Source organism: Streptomyces sp. yr375 (assembly GCF_900110755.1).
In the GTDB taxonomy this organism is placed as follows: domain Bacteria; phylum Actinomycetota; class Actinomycetes; order Streptomycetales; family Streptomycetaceae; genus Streptomyces.
In genome coordinates this window covers 26151-44687 of sequence record NZ_FOFF01000051.1, presented here as the reverse complement: position 1 = coordinate 44687, position 18537 = coordinate 26151, and the positions used below count along the sequence as shown (strand labels likewise).

Annotated in this window: 15 protein-coding genes; 3 read left to right on the top strand and 12 right to left on the bottom strand. The window is 71.2% G+C overall.

Translation table 11 applies throughout. From position 1 onward, the window contains the following. Positions 1-41 precede the first annotated feature (41 nt). The 4 genes from BMZ82_RS42245 to BMZ82_RS33185 form a co-directional block, all read right to left on the bottom strand. Positions 42-173, bottom strand: a complete 132-nt coding sequence (locus tag BMZ82_RS42245; RefSeq protein WP_093781119.1) for a hypothetical protein — start codon at positions 171-173, stop codon at positions 42-44. Between the two features lie 192 nt (positions 174-365). Then, positions 366-1244, bottom strand: a complete 879-nt coding sequence (locus tag BMZ82_RS33195; protein WP_093781118.1) for an alpha/beta fold hydrolase — start codon at positions 1242-1244, stop codon at positions 366-368. 55 nt (positions 1245-1299) lie between these two features. Further along, positions 1300-2931 carry an L-glutamate gamma-semialdehyde dehydrogenase gene (gene pruA / locus BMZ82_RS33190; protein ID WP_093781117.1) on the bottom strand — a complete coding sequence of 544 codons (1632 nt, stop codon included), beginning with the start codon at positions 2929-2931 and terminating at the stop codon, positions 1300-1302. A gap of 170 nt (positions 2932-3101) precedes the next feature. Next, positions 3102-4028, bottom strand: a complete 927-nt coding sequence (locus BMZ82_RS33185; protein ID WP_093781116.1) for a proline dehydrogenase family protein — start codon at positions 4026-4028, stop codon at positions 3102-3104. Between the two features lie 128 nt (positions 4029-4156). On the opposite strand from BMZ82_RS33185, the gene BMZ82_RS33180 reads away from it, so the two are divergent. After that, positions 4157-5404, top strand: coding sequence for a PucR family transcriptional regulator (locus BMZ82_RS33180; RefSeq protein WP_177244781.1), 1248 nt, complete (start codon positions 4157-4159; stop codon positions 5402-5404). A gap of 190 nt (positions 5405-5594) precedes the next feature. Here BMZ82_RS33180 and serA read toward each other — a convergent pair whose 3' ends face one another. From serA to BMZ82_RS33150, 6 genes are all read right to left on the bottom strand, one after another. Further along, positions 5595-7184 carry a phosphoglycerate dehydrogenase gene (serA, locus tag BMZ82_RS33175; protein ID WP_093781114.1) on the bottom strand — a complete coding sequence of 530 codons (1590 nt, stop codon included), beginning with the start codon at positions 7182-7184 and terminating at the stop codon, positions 5595-5597. 234 nt (positions 7185-7418) lie between these two features. Beyond that, positions 7419-8417 (bottom strand): ketol-acid reductoisomerase, encoded by a 999-nt coding sequence (ilvC, locus tag BMZ82_RS33170; RefSeq protein ID WP_093781113.1) that lies wholly within the window; start codon positions 8415-8417, stop codon positions 7419-7421. Positions 8418-8548: 131 nt separating this feature from the next. Continuing rightward, entirely contained in the window at positions 8549-9073 is a 525-nt protein-coding gene (ilvN, locus tag BMZ82_RS33165; protein ID WP_093781112.1) for an acetolactate synthase small subunit, read from the bottom strand. 22 nt (positions 9074-9095) lie between these two features. Then, positions 9096-10952, bottom strand: coding sequence for an acetolactate synthase large subunit (locus tag BMZ82_RS33160; protein WP_093781111.1), 1857 nt, complete (start codon positions 10950-10952; stop codon positions 9096-9098). 252 nt (positions 10953-11204) lie between these two features. Then, positions 11205-14291, bottom strand: coding sequence for a putative bifunctional diguanylate cyclase/phosphodiesterase (locus tag BMZ82_RS33155; protein ID WP_177244784.1), 3087 nt, complete (start codon positions 14289-14291; stop codon positions 11205-11207). 318 nt (positions 14292-14609) lie between these two features. Then, on the bottom strand, positions 14610-15566 hold the full coding sequence (locus BMZ82_RS33150) for a 2-hydroxyacid dehydrogenase (protein WP_093781109.1): 957 nt from the start codon (positions 15564-15566) through the stop codon (positions 14610-14612). An 86-nt stretch (positions 15567-15652) separates the two neighbouring features. On the opposite strand from BMZ82_RS33150, the gene BMZ82_RS33145 reads away from it, so the two are divergent. Continuing rightward, positions 15653-16651 carry an aldo/keto reductase gene (locus tag BMZ82_RS33145; RefSeq protein ID WP_093781108.1) on the top strand — a complete coding sequence of 333 codons (999 nt, stop codon included), beginning with the start codon at positions 15653-15655 and terminating at the stop codon, positions 16649-16651. Between the two features lie 183 nt (positions 16652-16834). Beyond that, the gene (locus tag BMZ82_RS33140) at positions 16835-18019 is read left to right on the top strand and encodes a PQQ-dependent sugar dehydrogenase (protein WP_093781107.1); all 1185 of its coding nucleotides are present in this window, start codon (positions 16835-16837) and stop codon (positions 18017-18019) included. A gap of 6 nt (positions 18020-18025) precedes the next feature. Here the strand turns inward: BMZ82_RS33140 and BMZ82_RS33135 are convergent, their stop codons facing one another. Together BMZ82_RS33135 and BMZ82_RS33130 are read right to left on the bottom strand one after the other, a co-directional pair. Further along, the gene (locus tag BMZ82_RS33135; protein WP_093781106.1) at positions 18026-18226 is read right to left on the bottom strand and encodes a DUF6191 domain-containing protein; all 201 of its coding nucleotides are present in this window, start codon (positions 18224-18226) and stop codon (positions 18026-18028) included. 30 nt (positions 18227-18256) lie between these two features. After that, on the bottom strand, positions 18257-18511 hold the full coding sequence (locus BMZ82_RS33130) for a type II toxin-antitoxin system RelE family toxin (RefSeq protein ID WP_093781105.1): 255 nt from the start codon (positions 18509-18511) through the stop codon (positions 18257-18259). Positions 18512-18537: the final 26 nt, after the last annotated feature.

Here is an 18537-nt window from a genome sequence, read left to right as displayed (position 1 = left end):
TCCGCCATACGGACGGGAGGCAAGTGTCGGATGCAGGCCGGTCAGTGGCCGGTCTCGCCGCCGTTGTCGCGGCGGTCCAGGGCCCGCTGGAGGGCGGCGGCGGCGTTCTTGCGGTCGGACTCGCTGGTGCGGGAGATGTGACGGACTCGGCGGCGGGCGGTCGTCTCGGCCATGGGAAATCGACTCCTTCGAAGTCAGGGAGCGCGGCGGAAATGCGGCGGGGGGTGCGAGACGCCGGATGGGGCGGGGAGCGGGCCGCAGGGGTTGCCTGCACGGGGTCCGGCTCACGACCGCCGTTCGCTGGGTCGAGCGAAGACGTTCGGCTCCTACAAAAGTAAGCGAGGAGCGCGCGCCTGTCTCTACAGTTAGTCGGACTTCCTACTATCTGAGACGGCGGCCGTCCCGCCGGGCCCGCCGAGGGCCGTGAGCACCGCTTCCCGGAAGCCCTCCGGGTCCTCCGCCCACGGCAGGTGACCTGCCTCGGGGAGGGTCACCCGGCGTACGTCCGGCAGGGCCCGCTCCAGTGAGTCGACGGCCGGGCGCGGCCGGATGTCGTGGGCGCCGTCGACGATCAGCACGGGCAGGTCGAGGGCGCGGCAGGCGTCGTACAGCTCCGGGGTGCCCCAGGCGCGCTCGCGTTCCGCGTTGAGGGCCTTGTTGCACTCCGTGTTGATCCCGAGCCAGGGGTCGGCCATGCGCTCGGCGTGTTCCAGGGCGTGTTCGCGGTCCTGGAACTCGATCGACCATTGCAGGACGGCCCGTTCGCGGTCGCCGGGTGGCAACTCCCGCCAGCGGGCGAGGCGTTCGGGCGGGTCGCCGAGGCGGGCGAGGAAATTCGCGGCGAAGTCGGGGTACCAGTCGGCGTCCGGTCCGATGCCGGTCCCGGAGACGTACACCAGCGCGCTGACCCGCTCGGGGTGCGCGAGCGCGTAGCTCAGGGCCAGTTGGGCGCCCCAGGAGTGGCCGAGCAGCGCCGTCCGCGCGAACCCGAAGTGCGCGCGGACGGCGTCCAGGTCGGCGACGAACCGGGCGCTCGTCCAGGGCCCTTCGCAGCGTTGCGAGCGTCCGCAGCCGCGCTGGTCCCAGCGCACGACGGTGGCCCGGTCGGCCAGCAGAGCGGCCACGTCCCCGAGGGTGTCCCACAGCCCGGGTCCGCCGTGGCACAGCACCAGGGGTGCGCCGCCGGACCCGGACCGGGACGCCCACAGCCGGACCCCGTCGCTCGCGCGCACCGTCGTCTCCATGGTGCGAGTGTGCCCGGACGCACGCCCCCGGGCGACGGGGTTGGTGAGGCGGCGGTCAGCCCATGTGCGGGTAGGTGTAGTCGGTCGGCGGGACCAGCGTCTCCTTGATGGCGCGGGTCAGGGTCCAGCGCATCAGGTTCTGCGGGGCGCCGGCCTTGTCGTCGGTGCCGGAGGCGCGGCCGCCGCCGAAGGGCTGCTGGCCGACGACGGCGCCGGTCGACTTGTCGTTGATGTAGAAGTTGCCGGCCGCGTAGCGCAGCTTCTCCATCGTGTACGCGGCGGCGGCCCGGTCGCCCGCGATGACCGAGCCGGTGAGCGCGTAGTCCGACACCGCCTCCATCTGCGTCAGCATGTCGTCGTAGCGCTCGTCCTCGTAGACGTGCACGGCGAGGAACGGGCCGAAGTACTCGGTCGTGAAGACCTCGTTGTCCGGGTCGGTGCACTCGACGACGGTCGGGCGGACGAAGTAGCCGACCGAGTCGTCGTAGGAGCCGCCCGCGACGATCGTGCAGGTCGGGTCCGACTTCGCGCGGTCGATGGCCGCCTTGTTCTTGGCGAACGCGCGCTCGTCGATGACCGCGCCGATGAAGTGCGACAGGTTGGTGACGTCGCCCATGGTCAGGCGGTCGACCTCGGCCGCGAACTCCTCCTTGAAGCCGGAGTTCCAGATCGACGCCGGAAGGTAGGCGCGGGAGGTCGCGCTGCACTTCTGGCCCTGGTACTCGAACGCGCCCCGGGTGAGCGCCGTCTTCAGGACGGCCCGGTCGGCGCTCGGGTGGGCGACGACGAAGTCCTTGCCGCCGGTCTCGCCGACCAGGCGCGGGTAGGAGCGGTACTTCTCGATGTTGGCGCCGACCGTCTTCCACAGGTACTGGAAGGTCTTCGTCGAGCCGGTGAAGTGGATGCCGGCCAGGTCGCGGTGTTCGAGGGCGACCTTCGACACCTCGACGCCGTCACCGGTGACCAGGTTGATGACGCCCTTCGGCAGCCCCGCCTCCTCCAGCAGCCGCATGAGCAGCACGGCGGCGTGGGTCTGCGTCGGGGACGGCTTCCAGACCACCACGTTGCCCATCAGCGCGGGCGCGGTCGGCAGGTTGCCCGCGATCGCCGTGAAGTTGAACGGCGTGATCGCGTAGACGAAGCCTTCCAGCGGGCGGTGGTCGAGGCGGTTCCAGACGCCCGGGGAGTTGGCCGGGGGCTGCTCGGCCAGGATCTGGCGGGCGTAGGCGACGTTGAAGCGCCAGAAGTCGACCAGTTCGCAGGGGCAGTCGATCTCGGCCTGCTGGGCGGTCTTCGACTGGCCGAGCATGGTGGACGCGGCGAGGGTCTCGCGCCAGGGGCCGGCGAGGAGTTCGGCGGCGCGCAGGATGATCGCGGCGCGGTCGTCGAAGGACATGGCGCGCCAGGCGGGCGCGGCGGCGAGGGCCGCGTCGATCGCGTCCTGGGCGTCGGACCGGGTGGCGTTGGCGTAAGTACCCAGCCGCGCCTTGTGGTTGTGCGGCTGTACGACGTCGACGCGCTCGCCGCCGCCCATCCGCCGCTCGCCGCCGATGGTCATCGGCAGGTCGACCGGGTTCTCGGCCAGCTCCTTGAGCTTGACCTCCAGCCGGGCCCGCTCGGGCGAGCCGGGCGCGTAGCCGTGCACCGGCTCGTTGACGGGGGTGGGGACCTGGGTCACAGCGTCCATGGGTTCCGTAACTCCTTGTGCTTGAGCGGGTGTTCGGGTCAGCGCTTGGTAAGGGTCGAGCGAGCGAAGAAGCGCAGGTTCGCCGGCTTTTCCGCCAAGCGGCGCATGCTGTGCCTTCCCGGGGGACAACCCCCGGACCCCCGGCCGAGACTCCGTGCGTGCGCCATCTTTCAACCTCGGGTGAGCGTGCTGCGGGCGAAAAAGCGGAGGTTCGCCGGCTTTTCCGCCAGCCGCCGCATGAAGTAGCCGTACCAGTCGGTGCCGTAGGCGGTGTAGACGCGCATGCGGTGGCCTTCGGCGGCGAGGCGGAGGTGCTCGGCGCTGCGGATGCCGTACAGCATCTGGAACTCGTACTCGTCTGGCTTGCGGGCGGCGCGCCGGGCGAGTTCCTGGGCGATGGAGATGAGGCGCGGGTCGTGGGACCCGATCATCGGGTACCCGAGGCCCTCCATCAGGGTCCGCAGGACCCGGACGTACGCCTTGTCGATCTCGTGTTTCTGCTGGTAGGCGACCTCGGCTGGCTCCTTGTACGCGCCCTTCACGAGCCGTACCCGGCTGCCGGACGCGGCGAGGCGGCGGGCGTCGGCCTCGGTGCGGAACAGGTAGGCCTGGATGACGCAGCCGGTCTGCGGGAAGTCCCGGCGCAGTTCCTCGTGGATGGCGAACATCGAGTCCAGGGTGGTGTGGTCCTCGGCGTCGAGCGTGACGGTCGTCCCGATGGCGGCGGCGGCCTCGACGACCGGGCGGACGTTGGCGAGGGCCAGCTCGTGGCCGCCGTCCAGCGCCTGGCCGAACATCGACAGCTTGACGGACATCTCGACCCGCTCGCCCAGCTCCAGCCCCTTGAGCCGGGCGATCAGCGCGAGGTAGGCGTCGCGGGCGGCGGCGGCCTGGCCGGGGGTGGTGATGTCCTCGCCGACGACGTCCATCGTCAGGTCCAGCCCCTGGGCGGTGAGCTGCTCGATGATCGGGACGACGTCGTCCACCGACTCACCGGGGATGAAGCGGTCCACGACCTGCTTCGTCACCGGGGCCGCCGAGATCAGGCGTCGCATCCGGTCGCTGCGCGACGCGGCGAGAATCACGGGACCCAGCACGGGGCACCTCCACAAACCAGCAGATAGAACCACCGTGAAACCTAAGGATCCCTCCGATCGTCGGCCATCGACACCTGTCACGCATCCGTGCCGCAGATCTCAGACAGATGTATGAAGGGTCGGCGGAGATGGGAGAGAATGCCCCGGTGACGTCCGAACACCGGGGTGACTATCAGGAGCTGGTCGACGAGCTGTCCGAGCTGCTCGGCGCTCCCGCGACCCTGGAGAACCGGGACTTCGAGCTGATCGCCTTCGCCGTGTACGACAGCGAGGGCGAGCTGGACGCGTCGGCGCTGGACCCGGTGCGCACCCGCTCGATCCTGACCCGGCGTTCCACGGCCGCCGTCCGCACCTGGTTCGAAAGCTTCGGCATCACACGTGCGAGCGGCCCGGTCCGGATCCCGCCGACGCCGGAGGCCGGGGTGTACCGGGGGCGCGTCTGCCTGCCGGTACGCCATCGGGGGGTCGTCCTCGGCTATGTCTGGCTGCTGGTCGACGATCCCGGGCCGTCGGACGCCCGGCTGGCTGCGGCGATGGAGGTGACCGGCCGGATCGGCGCGCTGCTCGCCGACGAGGCCCAGCACGGCGCCGACCTCACCCGGGAGCTGCGGGCGGTGCTGACCGCGCGGCCCGGGTGGCAGCGGGACATGGCGGTGGCCGAGCTGCGCACCGCGCTCGGCGCCCGCGCGGACGGCCCGCACACGGTGGTGTGCGTGACGCCCTGGCCGTCCGCGGACCCGGACGACGCCCCGTCGCTCCGTACGCTGCCCGGCGCGACGGCGCTGTGCACGGTGCCGTGGGACACGACGCCCCCGTCCCACTCCCTGGCCCTGCTGGTCCGGCTGCGCGCGGCGGACACCCTCACCCCGGCGATGTCGGCGGCGACCCGGCTGCTGGAGCGGGCGGGCGAGACGACGGGAGGGGTCGCCGCGGGAGTGGCGGCCGGCCGGGTCGGTCTCGCGGAGCTGGGCGCGGCCTGGGAGGAGGCGTCGGCGTCGGCGCGGGCGGCGCTGGCGGAGCCCCGGCTCGGCCCGGTCGCCCGGTGGGCGGCCATCGGCCCGTACCGGCTGCTGACCGCCCTGCCCCCGGAGACCGCTCAAGACCCCGCCGCGGCAACCCTGTTGTCCCCCGCCCACCGCGAACTCGCCCGCACGGCCGAGGTGTACCTCGACTGCGCGGGCCAAGCGGGCCGTACGGCGGCGGAGTTGGGCATCCACCGGCAGACGCTGTACTACCGCCTCTCCCGCGTCGAGCAACTGACCGGGCTGGACCTGGCCGACGGCGAGGACCGCCTGCTCCTGCACATGACCCTGAAGGCGGCCCGACTCCCCCGGCGACAGCCCCGACAGCAACCCGGACACCAGCCCCCGCAGTAGCCCGGACAGCGGCCTTCACGGTGCTGACACCCTGAAAAAACGCCGGACGAGCTGAGAAACTCAGCCCGTCCGGTGTCTTGCTACAAAGCCACGTTCAGTGCCACCCAGCCCGTCCGGCGATTGAGGACGAGGCCCCTTAAGGGCCGAAGCGGGGGCCTGGGGGCGGCAGCCCCCAGAACGGCGGGCAACCTCAGACGAGGTTAACCGCACGAGCAGACGTCGCGCCGATCTCCTCGGCCACCTCCGCCAGCACACCCACCGGCACCGCGTCGTCGACGGTCAGCACGGCCAGCGCCTCGCCACCGGCGACCGCGCGGGCGACCTGCATACCGGCGATGTTGATCCCGGCCTCGCCGAGAACCCGCCCCACGGTGCCGACGACACCGGGACGGTCCTCGTACCTGAGGACGACCATGTGATCGGCGAGCGCGAGGTCGACGTCGTACTCGCCGACCGCGACGATCTTCTGAAGGTTCTTCGGACCGGCCAGGGTGCCGGAGACCGACACCTCCTCGCCGTCGGAGAGCGTGCCGCGCACGGTGACGACGTTGCGGTGGTCGGCCGACTCGGAGCTGGTCGTCAGCCGCACCTCCACCCCGCGCTCCTGCGCGAACAGCGGCGCGTTGACGTAGGACACGGTCTCGTCTACGACGTCCTCGAAGACGCCCTTGAGGGCGGACAGCTCGAGCACCTTCACGTCGTGCTGGGTGATCTCGCCGTACACCTCGACGTCGAGGCGGACCGCGACCTCGCCGGCGAGCGCGGTGAAGATCCGGCCGAGGCGCTCGGCGAGCGGCAGCCCGGGCTTGACGTCCTCGGCGATGACACCGCCCTGGACGTTCACCGCGTCCGGTACGAGCTCGCCGGCGAGGGCGAGGCGTACCGAGCGGGCGACCGCGATACCGGCCTTCTCCTGCGCCTCGTCGGTCGAGGCGCCGAGGTGCGGGGTGGCGACGACCTGGTCGAACTCGAACAGCGGGGAGTCCGTGCAGGGCTCCTTCGTGTACACGTCGAGACCGGCGCCGGCGACCCGGCCCTCCTTCAGCGCCGAGTACAGCGCCTCCTCGTCGACGATCCCGCCACGCGCCGCGTTGACGATCCGCACGCTCGGCTTGACCTTGCGCAGCGCCTCGTCACCGATCAGACCGACCGTCTCGGGGGTCTTCGGGAGGTGGACGGTGATGAAGTCGGCGACCTCGAGCAGCTCGTCCAGCGACAGCACCTTGACGCCCATCTGCGCGGCGCGCGCGGGCTGCACATAGGGGTCGTAGGCGACGACCTTCATGCCGAAGCCGGACATGCGCTGCGCGACGAGCGCGCCGATGCGGCCCAGACCGACGACGCCGAGGGTCTTCTCGGCCAGCTCCACGCCCGTGTACTTGCTGCGCTTCCACTCGCCGTTCTTCAGCGCGGCGTTGGCCTGCGGGATGTGGCGGGCGGTGGCGAGCAGCAGACCGCAGGCCAGCTCGGCGGCGGTCACGATGTTGGAGGTGGGGGCGTTGACGACCATCACGCCGGCCTTGGTGGCGGCGGAGACGTCGACGTTGTCCAGGCCGACGCCGGCTCGTGCGACGACCTTCAGCTTCTTCGCGGCGGCGATCGCCTCGGCGTCGACCTTGGTGGCCGAGCGGATCAGGATCGCGTCGACGTCGGCGATGGCCGGGAGCAGTTCGGCTCGGTCCGCTCCGTTGCAGTGCCGGATCTCGAAGTCCGGGCCGAGCGCGTCCACCGTCGCGGGCGACAGCTCTTCAGCGATGAGTACGACAGGTTTCGAGCTCACGTGAGTCCTCACAAGTCCATTGCGTGCGGACGGCCGTCCCGACGGCCGCAGGCGGTGGAGGGGCTAGCCGCGTGGAAGACGCACGACGCTGTGGGCCTGAACGCGTTTGTAGTGCAGCAGTGTAGTGCTGCACCGGAGGTCGCCTTACGCCTCTGCGGAAGGATCACCCGGACGTGGCCGGGCAAAACGGCCAGGGGGCCGGAGCAGTGCGCTCCGGCCCCCTGGCCGTAAGGCTTACGCCTCGTCGTTCACCCAGCTCATCAGCTTGCGGAGCTGCTTGCCGGTGGTCTCGAGCAGGTGCTCGGAGTCGGCCGTCTTGTACTCGTTGTACTTCTTCAGGCCGCCGTGGTACTCGTCCATCCAGTTCTGGGCGAAGGTGCCGTCCTGGATCTCGGCGAGGACCTGCTTCATCTCGGCCTTGGTGGCGTCGGTGATGATGCGCGGGCCGGTGATGTAGTCGCCCCACTCGGCGGTCTCGGAGACGCTCCAGCGCATCTTCTCCAGGCCGCCCTCGTACATGAGGTCCACGATCAGCTTCAGCTCGTGCAGGCACTCGAAGTAGGCGATCTCCGGCTGGTAGCCGGCCTCGACCAGGGTCTCGAAGCCCGCCTTGACCAGCGCGGACGTACCGCCGCAGAGAACGGCCTGCTCACCGAACAGGTCGGTCTCGGTCTCCTCGGTGAAGGTCGTCTTGATGACGCCGGCGCGGGTGCCGCCGATGCCCTTCGCGTACGACAGGGCGAGCGCGAAGGCGTTGCCGGTGGCGTCCTGCTCGACGGCGGCGATCGCGGGGACGCCGCGGCCCTCCTCGTACTGGCGGCGCACCAGGTGGCCCGGGCCCTTCGGGGCGACCAGGGCGACGTCGACGCCGGCCGGGGCCTTGATGAAGCCGAAGCGGACGTTGAAGCCGTGCGCGAAGAACAGGGCGTCGCCGTCGTTCAGGTTCGGGGCGATGGACTCCTCGTAGACCTGGGCCTGGATCGGGTCCGGGATGAGGATCATGATGACGTCGGCCTCGGCGGCGGCCTCCGCCGGGGTCACCACGCGCAGGCCCTGCTCCTCGGCCTTGGCCTTGGACTTGGAGCCCTCGTGCAGACCGACTCGGACGTCGACACCGGAGTCACGGAGCGACAGGGCGTGGGCGTGGCCCTGGCTGCCGTATCCGATGACCGCGACCTTGCGGCCCTGGATGATGGACAGGTCGGCGTCGGCGTCGTAGAACAGCTCGGCCACTTTGGGTTCTCTCCTTGGGGTGCAGGTGTTGCGTCCCACCGTATGACGGCGGGCGGAAGGGAAGTCTCGCGGTCTCGGTATACGGGCGGTGCGCGGGCGGCCGGTGTCGTGCCGACCGCCCGGATCCATCCTTACGCCGACCGGTCCAGAGCGCGCAGCGACCGGTCGGTGATCGAACGGGCGCCACGGCCGATCGCGATTGTGCCGGACTGGACCAGTTCCTTGATGCCGTACGGCTCCAGCATCTTGAGCATGGCCGTCAGTTTGTCGGTGCCGCCGGTGGCCTCGATGGTCACGGCCTCCGGGGAGACGTCGACGGTCTTGGCGCGGAACAACTGGACGATCTCGACGATCTGCGAGCGCGTCTCGTTGTCGGCGCGGACCTTCACCAGAACGAGTTCGCGGTGAACGGCCTGTCCCGGCTCGAGTTCGACGATCTTCAGCACCTCGACGAGCTTGTTGAGCTGCTTGGTGACCTGCTCCAGCGGGAGGGCGTCGACGCTCACCACGATCGTGATGCGGGAGATGTCGGCGTGCTCGGTGACGCCCACGGCGAGCGAGTCGATGTTGAAGCCCCGGCGGGAGAACAGGGCGGCGATCCGGGCCAGGATGCCCGGCTTGTTCTCCACCAGGACGGAGAGCGTGTGCTTGGACATGTCTTCTTTACGTCTCTCTCGCTCAGTCGTCTTCGTTGTCGCCGAAGTCGGGGCGGACGTCCCGGGCGGCCAGGATCTCGTCGTTGGAGGTGCCGGCGGCGACCATCGGCCACACCATGGCGTCCTCGTGGACGATGAAGTCGATGACGACCGGGCGGTCGTTGATCGAGTTCGCCTCTTCGATGGCCTTGTCGAGGTCGTCCGGGGACTCGCAGCGGATCGCGTGGCAGCCCATGGCCTCCGACAGCTTCACGAAGTCGGGGACGCGGGTGCCGGCGCTCGGCTGCTTGCCGTCGGCCTCGGGGCCGCTGTGCAGCACGGTGTTGGAGTAGCGCTGGTTGTAGAACAGGGTCTGCCACTGGCGGACCATCCCGAGCGCGCCGTTGTTGATGATGGCGACCTTGATCGGGATGTTGTTCAGGGAGCAGGTGGTGAGCTCCTGGTTGGTCATCTGGAAGCAGCCGTCGCCGTCGATCGCCCAGACCGTGCGCTCCGGGCGGCCGGCCTTGGCACCCATCGCGGCCGGGACCGCGTAGCCCATGGTGCCCGCGCCGCCGGAGTTCAGCCAGGTGGCGGGCTTCTCGTACCGGACGAAGTGGGCGGCCCACATCTGGTGCTGGCCGACGCCCGCCGCGAAGATCGTGCCCTCGGGGGCGAGCTGTCCGATGCGCTCGATGACCTGCTGGGGGGCGAGCGAGCCGTCGGCGGGCTGGTCGTAGCCGAGCGGGTAGGTCTCGCGCCACCGGGAGAGGTCCTTCCACCAGGCGCTGTAGTCGCCCTGCTGGCCCTCGCTGTGCTCCTTCTGGACCGCCTGCACCAGGTCGGCGATGACCTCGCGGGCGTCCCCCACGATCGGGACGTCGGCGGCGCGGTTCTTGCCGATCTCCGCCGGGTCGATGTCCGCGTGGACGATCTTGGCGTACGGGGCGAAGCTGTCGAGCCTGCCGGTGACTCGGTCGTCGAAGCGGGCGCCGAGGGCGATGATCAGGTCGGCCTTCTGCAGTCCGGTGACGGCGGCGACCGAGCCGTGCATGCCGGGCATGCCCAGGTGCTGCGGGTGGCTGTCGGGGAACGCGCCGAGCGCCATCAGCGTGGTGGTGACGGGCGCGCCGGTCAGCTCGGCGAGCACCTTCAGCTCGGCGGTCGCGCCGGCCTTGATCACACCGCCGCCGACGTACAGGATCGGCCGCTTGGCGGCGGTGATCAGCTTGGCCGCCTCGCGGATCTGCTTGGCGTGCGGCTTGGTCACCGGGCGGTAGCCGGGCAGGTCCATGGTGGGCGGCCAGGAGAACGTGGTCTTCGCCTGGAGGGCGTCCTTGGCGATGTCGACCAGGACCGGGCCGGGGCGGCCGGTGGAGGCGATGTGGAAGGCCTGCGCGATGATCCGCGGGATGTCCTCGGCCTTGGTGACCAGGAAGTTGTGCTTGGTGATCGGCATCGTGATGCCGACGATGTCCGCCTCCTGGAAGGCGTCCGTGCCGATCGCCTTCGACGCCACCTGCCCGGTGATCGCCACGAGCGGCACCGAGTCCATGTGGGCGTCGGCGATCGGGGTCACCAGGTTGGTGGCGCCGGGACCGCTCGTCGCCATGCAGACGCCGACCTTGCCGGTGGCCTGCGCGTAGCCGGTGGCCGCGTGGCCCGCGCCCTGCTCGTGGCGGACCAGCACGTGCCGGACCCGCGTCGAGTCCATCAGCGGGTCGTAGGCGGGGAGGATCGCACCGCCGGGAATGCCGAATACCGTGTCGGCGCCGACCTCCTCGAGAGAACGGATGAGGGACTGCGCACCCGTCACGTGCTCGACGGACGCGGAGTGCTGTCCTCCGGATCGGGGCCGCGGCTGCGGATGGGCCCCGGTGGCCTGCTCGGTCATCGTCATTCTCTTCTCGATGCTGAGGGTTTTACTGAGGGTCTTACTGGGGGTCTTGCAGGGGTCTTGCGGACGTCGTACTGCGGGTTTTGTGCAACAAAAAACCCCTCGTGCCAAAAGGCAAGCGAGGGGAGCGCGCCGGGGTGGGTCGCTGTGCGTTCCGGGTCCGTCCGGACGTCACCAGCTTCAGCCGACGCGCTTTCCAAGTACGAGAATTCGGGTGCGCATGGCATTGACCCTCCCCCTGGCGCGCACCGACTGTCAAGTGGGTGGGACGGGCGTCTCATTATGTGAGCGAAGGGCACTTCCGCTCCCGAGGACGGCGGTGACACCACTGGTGTACACCCCCGCGCCGCCGCCCGCGAACGCGGGCTCGGCGGGCCCGTGCGGCACCGGGTAGCGGCCGGTCGCGAGGGCGCGGCGCAGCCGGTACTCGTCGAGCGGCCCGGAGAACGCCATGCCCTGCCCGTGCGTACAGCCCATCGCGCGCAGCGCCACGACCTGCTCGGGCAGATCGACCCCCTCGGCGACGGACGGGAGCCCGAGGTCGCAGGCGATCCGCAGCAGCCCACTGGTGATCTTGTGCAGCCGCGCGGACTCGACGACCCCCTCGACCAGCGAGCGGTCCAGTTTGAGTACGTCGACGGGGAGCCGGCGCAGCGCTGTGAGCGTCCCGTAGCCGCTGCCGAAGCCGTCGAGCACGATCCGGACGCCGAGGCGCTTCAAGGCCCCCAGACGGCGTTCCAGCTCGTCCAGCGGCACCCTGGGGTCGGTGTCCGACAGCTCGATCACCAGCGCCCCTGACGGCAGCCCGTGGCGCGTCAGCAGCGCCTCGACGGAGCCCAGCGGCATCGACCGGTCCAGCAGCCGCCGGGCGCTCACCCGGACGACGACCGGCACGGTCAGTCCGCTCGCGGTCCGGTCTGCGGCCTGTTCGACGGCCTCCTCCAGCACCCAGCGGCCCAGCTCGGCCGTCTTGTCGCTGTCCTCGGCGACCCGCAGGAACTCGGCGGGCGTGAAGAGCACCCCTTGGGAGGAGCGCCAGCGGGCCTGCGCGGCGACCGACGAGATCCGGCCGTCCTCCAGGCGCACCACCGGCTGGTGCAGCAGCGCGAACTCGCCGTCGTGCAGCGCGGCACGCAGCCGCGTGGCCAGCTCCGCCTTGCGTACGACGTCCTGCTGCATCTGCGGCTTGTACAGCTCGACCCGGCCCTTGCCGCCCGCCTTGGCGCGGTACATGGCGAGGTCGGCGTTGCGCAGCAGTTCACCTGCGCCCAGGCCCGGTTCGGCGAAGGCGACGCCGATGGACGCGGCGACTCGGACCTCGTTGCCGTCGATCAGGTAGGGCTGGGAGAGAGTGAGCCTCAGCCGGTCGGCGAGGTCCAGTATGTGGCGTTCCCGGGCGGCCCGGTCGCGGGTGGCGTCGCCGACGATCAGGGCCGCGAACTCGTCGCCGCCGAGCCGGGAGGCGGTGTCGCCCTGGCGGACCGCGTCCTGGAGCCGGCGGGCGGCCTGGACCAGCAGTTCGTCACCCGCGGCGTGGCCGATGGTGTCGTTGACGGCCTTGAAGCCGTCCAGGTCGATGAAGAGGACCGCCGTGTTGCGCAGGGCGGGGCCCCGGTCGGAGCTGCGGCGGCCGGACAGGGCCTGCTGGACGCGCCGGGTGAACAGGGCGCGGTTGGGCAGGTCGGTGAGCGGGTCGTGCTCGGCGTTGTGCTGGAGCTGGGCCTGAAGGCGCACCCGTTCCGTCACGTCGCGGCTGTTGAAGATCAGGCCGCCGTGGTGGCGGTTGACGGTCGACTCGACGTTGAGCCAGCCGCCGTCGCCGGAGCGGAAGCGGCACTCGATGCGCGTGGTGGGTTCGTCCTGCGGGCTGGCGGCGAGGAAGCGGCGCACCTCGTGCACCACGCAGCCCAGGTCCTCCGGGTGGATGAGGTGGGCCAGCTCGGTGCCCACCAGTTCCTCGGCGGGCCGCCCGTAGACCCCGGCGGCGGCCGGGGAGACGTAGCGCAGGATGCCGCTGGGGGCGGCGATCATGATGACGTCGCTCGAGCCCTGCACCAGGGAGCGGAAGTGGTTCTCCTTCTGCGCCAGTTCCTGGGTGAGGGTGATGTTGTCGAGCAGCATGATCCCCTGCCGCACCACGAGGGCGAGCACGACCGCGCCGCCGGTCAGCAGCACCACGCGGTCGACGCTGCGGCCGTTGAGGACGTTGTAGAGGATCCCCAGGGTGCAGACGGCGGCGGCGAGATAGGGCGTGAGCGCGGCCAGCGAGCCGGTGATGGGCCGGGTGACCGGATAGCGGCTGAGATCGCCTCCCTGGGGAGGGGCCTGGGCGCCCGCCTGCCCCGCGCTCTGCCCTGCCGTCTGTGCGGACGGGTGGGCGGACGGGTGGGCAGGGGCCTGGGACGGTCCGTGCGGGCGGCCCGCGGTGCGCTGCTGGCCGGGTACGTGCTCGTGCACCACGCGCGTGTGCCCGTCGTCGGCCGCCGCGCGGTGCTGGCGGGAGGCGGCCCAGGGCGCGTACGCCAGGAGCAGCGAGCCGGCGAACCAGCCGGCGTCGAGGAGCTGGCCCGAGCGGTAGTTGTTGTGCAGCAGCGGTGAGGTGAACAGGGCGTCGCACATGACGGTCAGGGCGAGCGCGCCGACGGCCGTGTTGACCGCCGTGCGGTTCATGGGCGAGCGCCTGAAGTGCAGGACGAGCACCATGCTCACCAGGGCGATGTCGAGCAGCGGGTACGCCAGTGACAGCGCCGCGTGCGCCACGCTCGGCCCGTCGAACTTGGCGGCCTGGGCGAGCGCGAGGCTCCAGGAGAGGGTGAGCAGCGAGCCGGCGATCAGCCAGGCGTCCAGCGCCAGGCAGACCCAGCCGGCCTTCGTCATGGGCCGGGCGGCGAGCACCAGCAGCCCCACGATGGCGGGGGGCGCGAAGCACAGGAAGAACAGGTCGGCGAAGCTGGGGCTGGGCACGGGCCGCCCCAGGACCACTTCGTACCAGCCCCAGATCAGGTTGCCGAGGGCCGCCATCGCCGAGGACAGCGAGAACAGCAGCCAGGCGGGTCGAAAGCGGACGCGGCGGGTGCGCGCGTAGAGGAAGCACGACACGGCGGCGGTGCCTGCCGCGCCGGCGAGCCCGAAGTCTCCCATGATCAGCGCTAGTTGGTCGGAGCCCCAGCCGAGCGCGGAGCCGATGGCGTATCCGGCGCACACGAGGGCGAGCACCAGTTGGTGGACCAGGTTCGGTCCGAGGCCGCCGGTGGAGGGCGGCGCGGAGCGCGGTGTCCCCGCGGGAGGCTGCGTGCGCGGCGCTCCGTCGAGGAGGGTCGTGGAGGTCGACGGCGGGCTCACCGCTTCCTCCCGGTCCGCGTCACTCCCGGATTCCTCGGGTGCCAGGGTCGCCGTCGGCGGCTCCGCCGCGTCGGATCGTTCGTCCATAGGCCGTGCATCGCCCGTCGCCCCCCTCACAAGTCTGCAATGTCCATCCCTGACGCCGAACGTGCACGGCGCAGCCCCTGTCGGGACGATACACCAGTCTCGTCACTCAGGGACATAGTTCCTCTACGCTGCGTGACGATCATCGGCATATGCGCCCGGACGAGGTACGGAGCGCTTCCGGGGGACTGCGGAGGGTGCCCGAACCGGACTACAGGACTGCCATGGCCGCCGTCATGTTCCGCTCGCCGTGCCCGTCGTAAGGATCACGTTGCGCAGGGGCCGCCGGTTCACGAATCGGCCCAACTGGTCCACCAGCAGGCGTTCGGCGCGGGGCCGGAAGGCGGAGGTGGGGCCGCCGACGTGCGGGCTGACGAGGACGCCCGGCGCGGTCCACAACGGGTGCCCCGGGGGCAGCGGTTCGGGGTCGGTGACGTCCAGGGCGGCGGTGAGGCGGCCGCCCTCCAGTTCGGCGAGCAGCGCCCTGGTGTCGACGACCGGGCCGCGGGCCACGTTGACCAGCAGCGCGCCGTCCTTCATGCGGGCCAGGAACTCGGCGTCCACCAGGCCGAGCGTGTGCTCGTTCAGGGGCGTGGACACGATGACGACGTCCGCCTCGGGGAGCAGGGCGGGTAGTTCGGTGAGCGGATGCACGGGACCGCGCGCCGTCGTGCGCCAGGAGCGCGCGACGCGCGCCACCCGCGCCACCTCGAACGGCGCGAGCCGGTCCTCGATGGCCGCGCCGATCGATCCGTACCCGACGATGAGCACGTTCTTGTCGGCGAGCGCGGGCCGGAACCCGCCGAGCCACTCCCCCCGGTCCTGGGCCCGCACGAAGTCGGGGATCCCGCGCAGCGACGCGAGGACCAGGGTGAGCGTCAGCTCGGCGGTGCTGGCCTCGTGCACCCCGCGCGCGTTGCACAGCCGTACGCCGGGACGCAGGTGGTGCAGGCCCGGCTCCACGCTGTCGGTGCCGGCCGTCAGCGTCTGCACGACCTGGACGGCGCTCAGGTGGGGCAGCGGCCGCAGGACGACGTCGGCCGGCTTCATGTAGGGGACGACGTAGAAGACGCAGTCGGCCGGATCCGCCGGGAAGTCCCGCGCACCGTCCCAGAAGCGGTAGTGCGGCCCCTCTGGGAGGCCCTCGATCTCCTCCGGAGGGAGGGGGAGCCATACGTCAGCAGCGTTCATGGTCGGGAGGCTATGTCAGGTGCGCGTCGAGACAGAGGTTACGCAGAGGTTAGGTTGGGGGGTCGGAAAGGGAGGGTCACGGCCAGGTGGAGCGCAGGACGATCGGCGCGGGGGCGCTCGAGGTGGGGGCCGTCGGTCTCGGGTGCATGCCGATGAGCTGGGCCTACAGCGGGTCGCGGCAGCGGGGCGACGAGTCGCTCAGGGCGGTGCACCGGGCGCTGGACGCGGGTTCGTCGCTGCTGGACACCGCCGACATGTACGGCCCGTTCACCAACGAGCTGCTGCTCGGGCGGGTGTTGAAGGAGCGGCGCGCGGACGTCTTCGTGTCGACGAAGGTCGGGCTGCTGGTCGGCGAGCAGCACATCGTGGCCAACGGCCGCCCCGGGTACGTGAAGCGGGCCTGTGACGCCTCCCTGCGACGCCTGCAGACGGATGTCATCGACCTCTACCAGTTGCACCGCGCGGACCCCGAGGTCCCGGTCGAGGAGACCTGGGGTGCGATGGCCGAGCTCGTCCGGGCGGGCAAGGTGCGGGCGTTGGGGCTGTGCGCGGTGGGGGCGCGGGGTGGTCGCCGGGCCGGGGGGCGGCTGCACGACGGAACGATTCGGCAGTTGCGGCGGGTCCAGCAGGTCTTCCCGGTGAGCGCGGTGGAGGCGGAGCTGTCGGTGTGGTCGCCGGAGGCGCTGGACGCGCTGCTGCCGTGGTGCGAGGCGCGCGGGGTCGGTTTCGTGGCGGCGATGCCGCTCGGCAACGGTTTCCTCACCGGCACGCTGACCCCGGGCGAGGGTTTCGAGCCGGACGACATGCGGGCCAGGCACCCCCGTTTCACCGCCGAGATGATGGCCGCGAACCAGCCGATCGTGGCCGGACTGCGCCGGGTCGCCGCCCGGCACGGCGAGTCCGTGACGGCCGCGCAGGTGGCCCTGGCCTGGGTGCTGGCGCAGGGCCCGCACGTGGTCCCGGTCCCGGGGGCCAAGCAGGAGCGCTGGGTGGCGGAGAACGTGGCCGCGCCCGCTCTGCGGCTGACGCCGCAGGACCTGGCGGAGGTGGCGGAACTGCCGGGGGCGCGGGGATCGTGGGAGTAGCCGCGGCCTCCGCGTCCCGCTTTCGGGTCGGATCGGGCCGGATCGGGAACCCGTGAGGCGTGCGGGGCGTAGGACAGGGGGAACGGGCCGACCTGCCCGCCTGCCTGCCGCAGGTGCCACCGGGATCGTCTTGTCCGCCGTGACCGCCATGACCACCGTGACCGCCGCTTCGAAGGGACCAAGATCGTGCAACGTCGAACTGTGCCGGCCGTCCTGGCCGTTCTGGCCGCGAGTGGTCTGGCGGTGACGGCAGGTTGCTCCGCCGGTTCCTCCGGGGCCGGGGAGTCGCCGGGCGCGGGTGCCTCCGTCAGCGCGTCCCCGGGCGGCGGTACGGCCGCGCAGACCTCACCGGCCGCCGAGAAGACGCCGCCCGCGAAGGGCACCGTCAAGGTGGTGCGTACGGTCGCCGAGGGCCTGGACACCCCGTGGGGCCTCGCCCCGCTCCCCGAGGGCGGCCTGCTGGTGGCCTCGCGCGACGAGGGGACGATCACGCGGGTGGACGAGAAGACGGGCGGCAAGACCGAGCTGGGCGAGGTGCCGGGCGTCTCCGCCGCCGGTGAGGGCGGTCTGCTGGGCCTCGCGCTCTCCCCCGACTACGCCTCGGACCACATGGTCTACGCCTACTTCACCTCGGTCTCGGACAACCGGATCGTCCGCATGCTCTACGACGCGAAGCGGCCCGCCGGGGACCAACTGGGGGCGCCCGACACGGTGTTCAAGGGCATCCCCAAGGGCATGATCCACAACGGTGGCCGGATCGCGTTCGGTCCGGACGGGATGCTGTACGCCGGCACGGGCGAGAGCGGCGACCGGGGGCTGGCCCAGGACAAGAAGTCCCTCGGCGGCAAGATCCTGCGGCTGACCCCGGAGGGCGAGCCCGCCGCCGGCAACCCGTTCCCGGACTCCCCGGTGTACTCGTACGGCCATCGCAATGTGCAGGGGCTGGCCTGGGACTCCCAACAGCGCCTGTTCGCCTCGGAGTTCGGCCAGGACACGTGGGACGAGCTGAACGCGATCGCGCCGGGCGGCGACTACGGCTGGCCCACGGCGGAGGGTAAGTCCGGCGACCCGAAGTTCCAGAACCCGATAGCCCAGTGGCACACCGACGACGCCTCGCCCAGCGGTATCGCCTACGCCGAGGGGTCGATCTGGATGGCGGGGCTGAAGGGGCAGCGCCTGTGGCGCGTCCCGCTGAACGGCACGGCGGCCTCGGCAGCGCCGCAGGCCTTCCTCAAGGGCGAGTACGGGCGACTGCGTACGGTGGTGTCGGCGGGCGGCGACAAGCTGTGGGTCACGACCAGCAACACGGACGGCCGCGGCGACCCGAAGAAGGGGGACGACCGGATCCTGGAGATACAGGTGAGCTGAACACCGTCACCCTTCCTCTGGTGCCTCCGCCTCCGGTTCCGCTTCCGGCTCGGGCGGCCGTACGACGACCTTCCCGGACGTGAGGTCTATCGGCCCCCGCCCGGGATCACCGTCCCCGACGTCCTCCCGGGTGAGCTCCAGCCGGTTCTGCTCGTCCCGGGTGTGCTTACGGCCCGGCGCGAAGAGGTCCTCGAAGGCGTTGAACATCGTTCTCCCTTCGTCTGTTCGTCTGTTCGTCTATTCGTAGATGAGGGACTGATCGAGCGACGCGAGCGAGAGCGGGATCAGGAAGGCACGGTGCACCAGGTAGCGGACGGTCAGCCCGGGGGCGACGGACACCACGCGCATGTCCTCGCCGCCGAACGCCTGTGACACCGGTGTGAAGGGGGCTTCGGCGAGCTTGGCCATGCCCTGGACGAGCAGTTTGCGGCTGGTCTCGGGGAGGGCGTCGCGTTGGGCCGCGGCGCGCTCGGTGAACTCGATCCGGTACACGCGGCTCCTCCATGGCTGGTGGCACC

Excerpts from the sequence above, each read along its gene's own strand:
- BMZ82_RS33195 (WP_093781118.1), bottom strand. The coding sequence starts at position 1,244 with ATGGAGACGACGGTGCGCGCGAGCGACGGGGTCCGGCTGTGGGCGTCC.
- BMZ82_RS33135 (WP_093781106.1), bottom strand. The coding sequence starts at position 18,226 with ATGTTCAACGCCTTCGAGGACCTCTTCGCGCCGGGCCGTAAGCACACC.
- BMZ82_RS33160 (WP_093781111.1), bottom strand. The coding sequence starts at position 10,952 with ATGACGATGACCGAGCAGGCCACCGGGGCCCATCCGCAGCCGCGGCCC.
- ilvN (WP_093781112.1), bottom strand. The coding sequence starts at position 9,073 with ATGTCCAAGCACACGCTCTCCGTCCTGGTGGAGAACAAGCCGGGCATC.
- pruA (WP_093781117.1), bottom strand. The coding sequence starts at position 2,931 with ATGGACGCTGTGACCCAGGTCCCCACCCCCGTCAACGAGCCGGTGCAC.
- BMZ82_RS33150 (WP_093781109.1), bottom strand. The coding sequence starts at position 15,566 with ATGAACGCTGCTGACGTATGGCTCCCCCTCCCTCCGGAGGAGATCGAG.
- BMZ82_RS33180 (WP_177244781.1), top strand. The coding sequence starts at position 4,157 with ATGGGAGAGAATGCCCCGGTGACGTCCGAACACCGGGGTGACTATCAG.
- BMZ82_RS42245 (WP_093781119.1), bottom strand. The coding sequence starts at position 173 with ATGGCCGAGACGACCGCCCGCCGCCGAGTCCGTCACATCTCCCGCACC.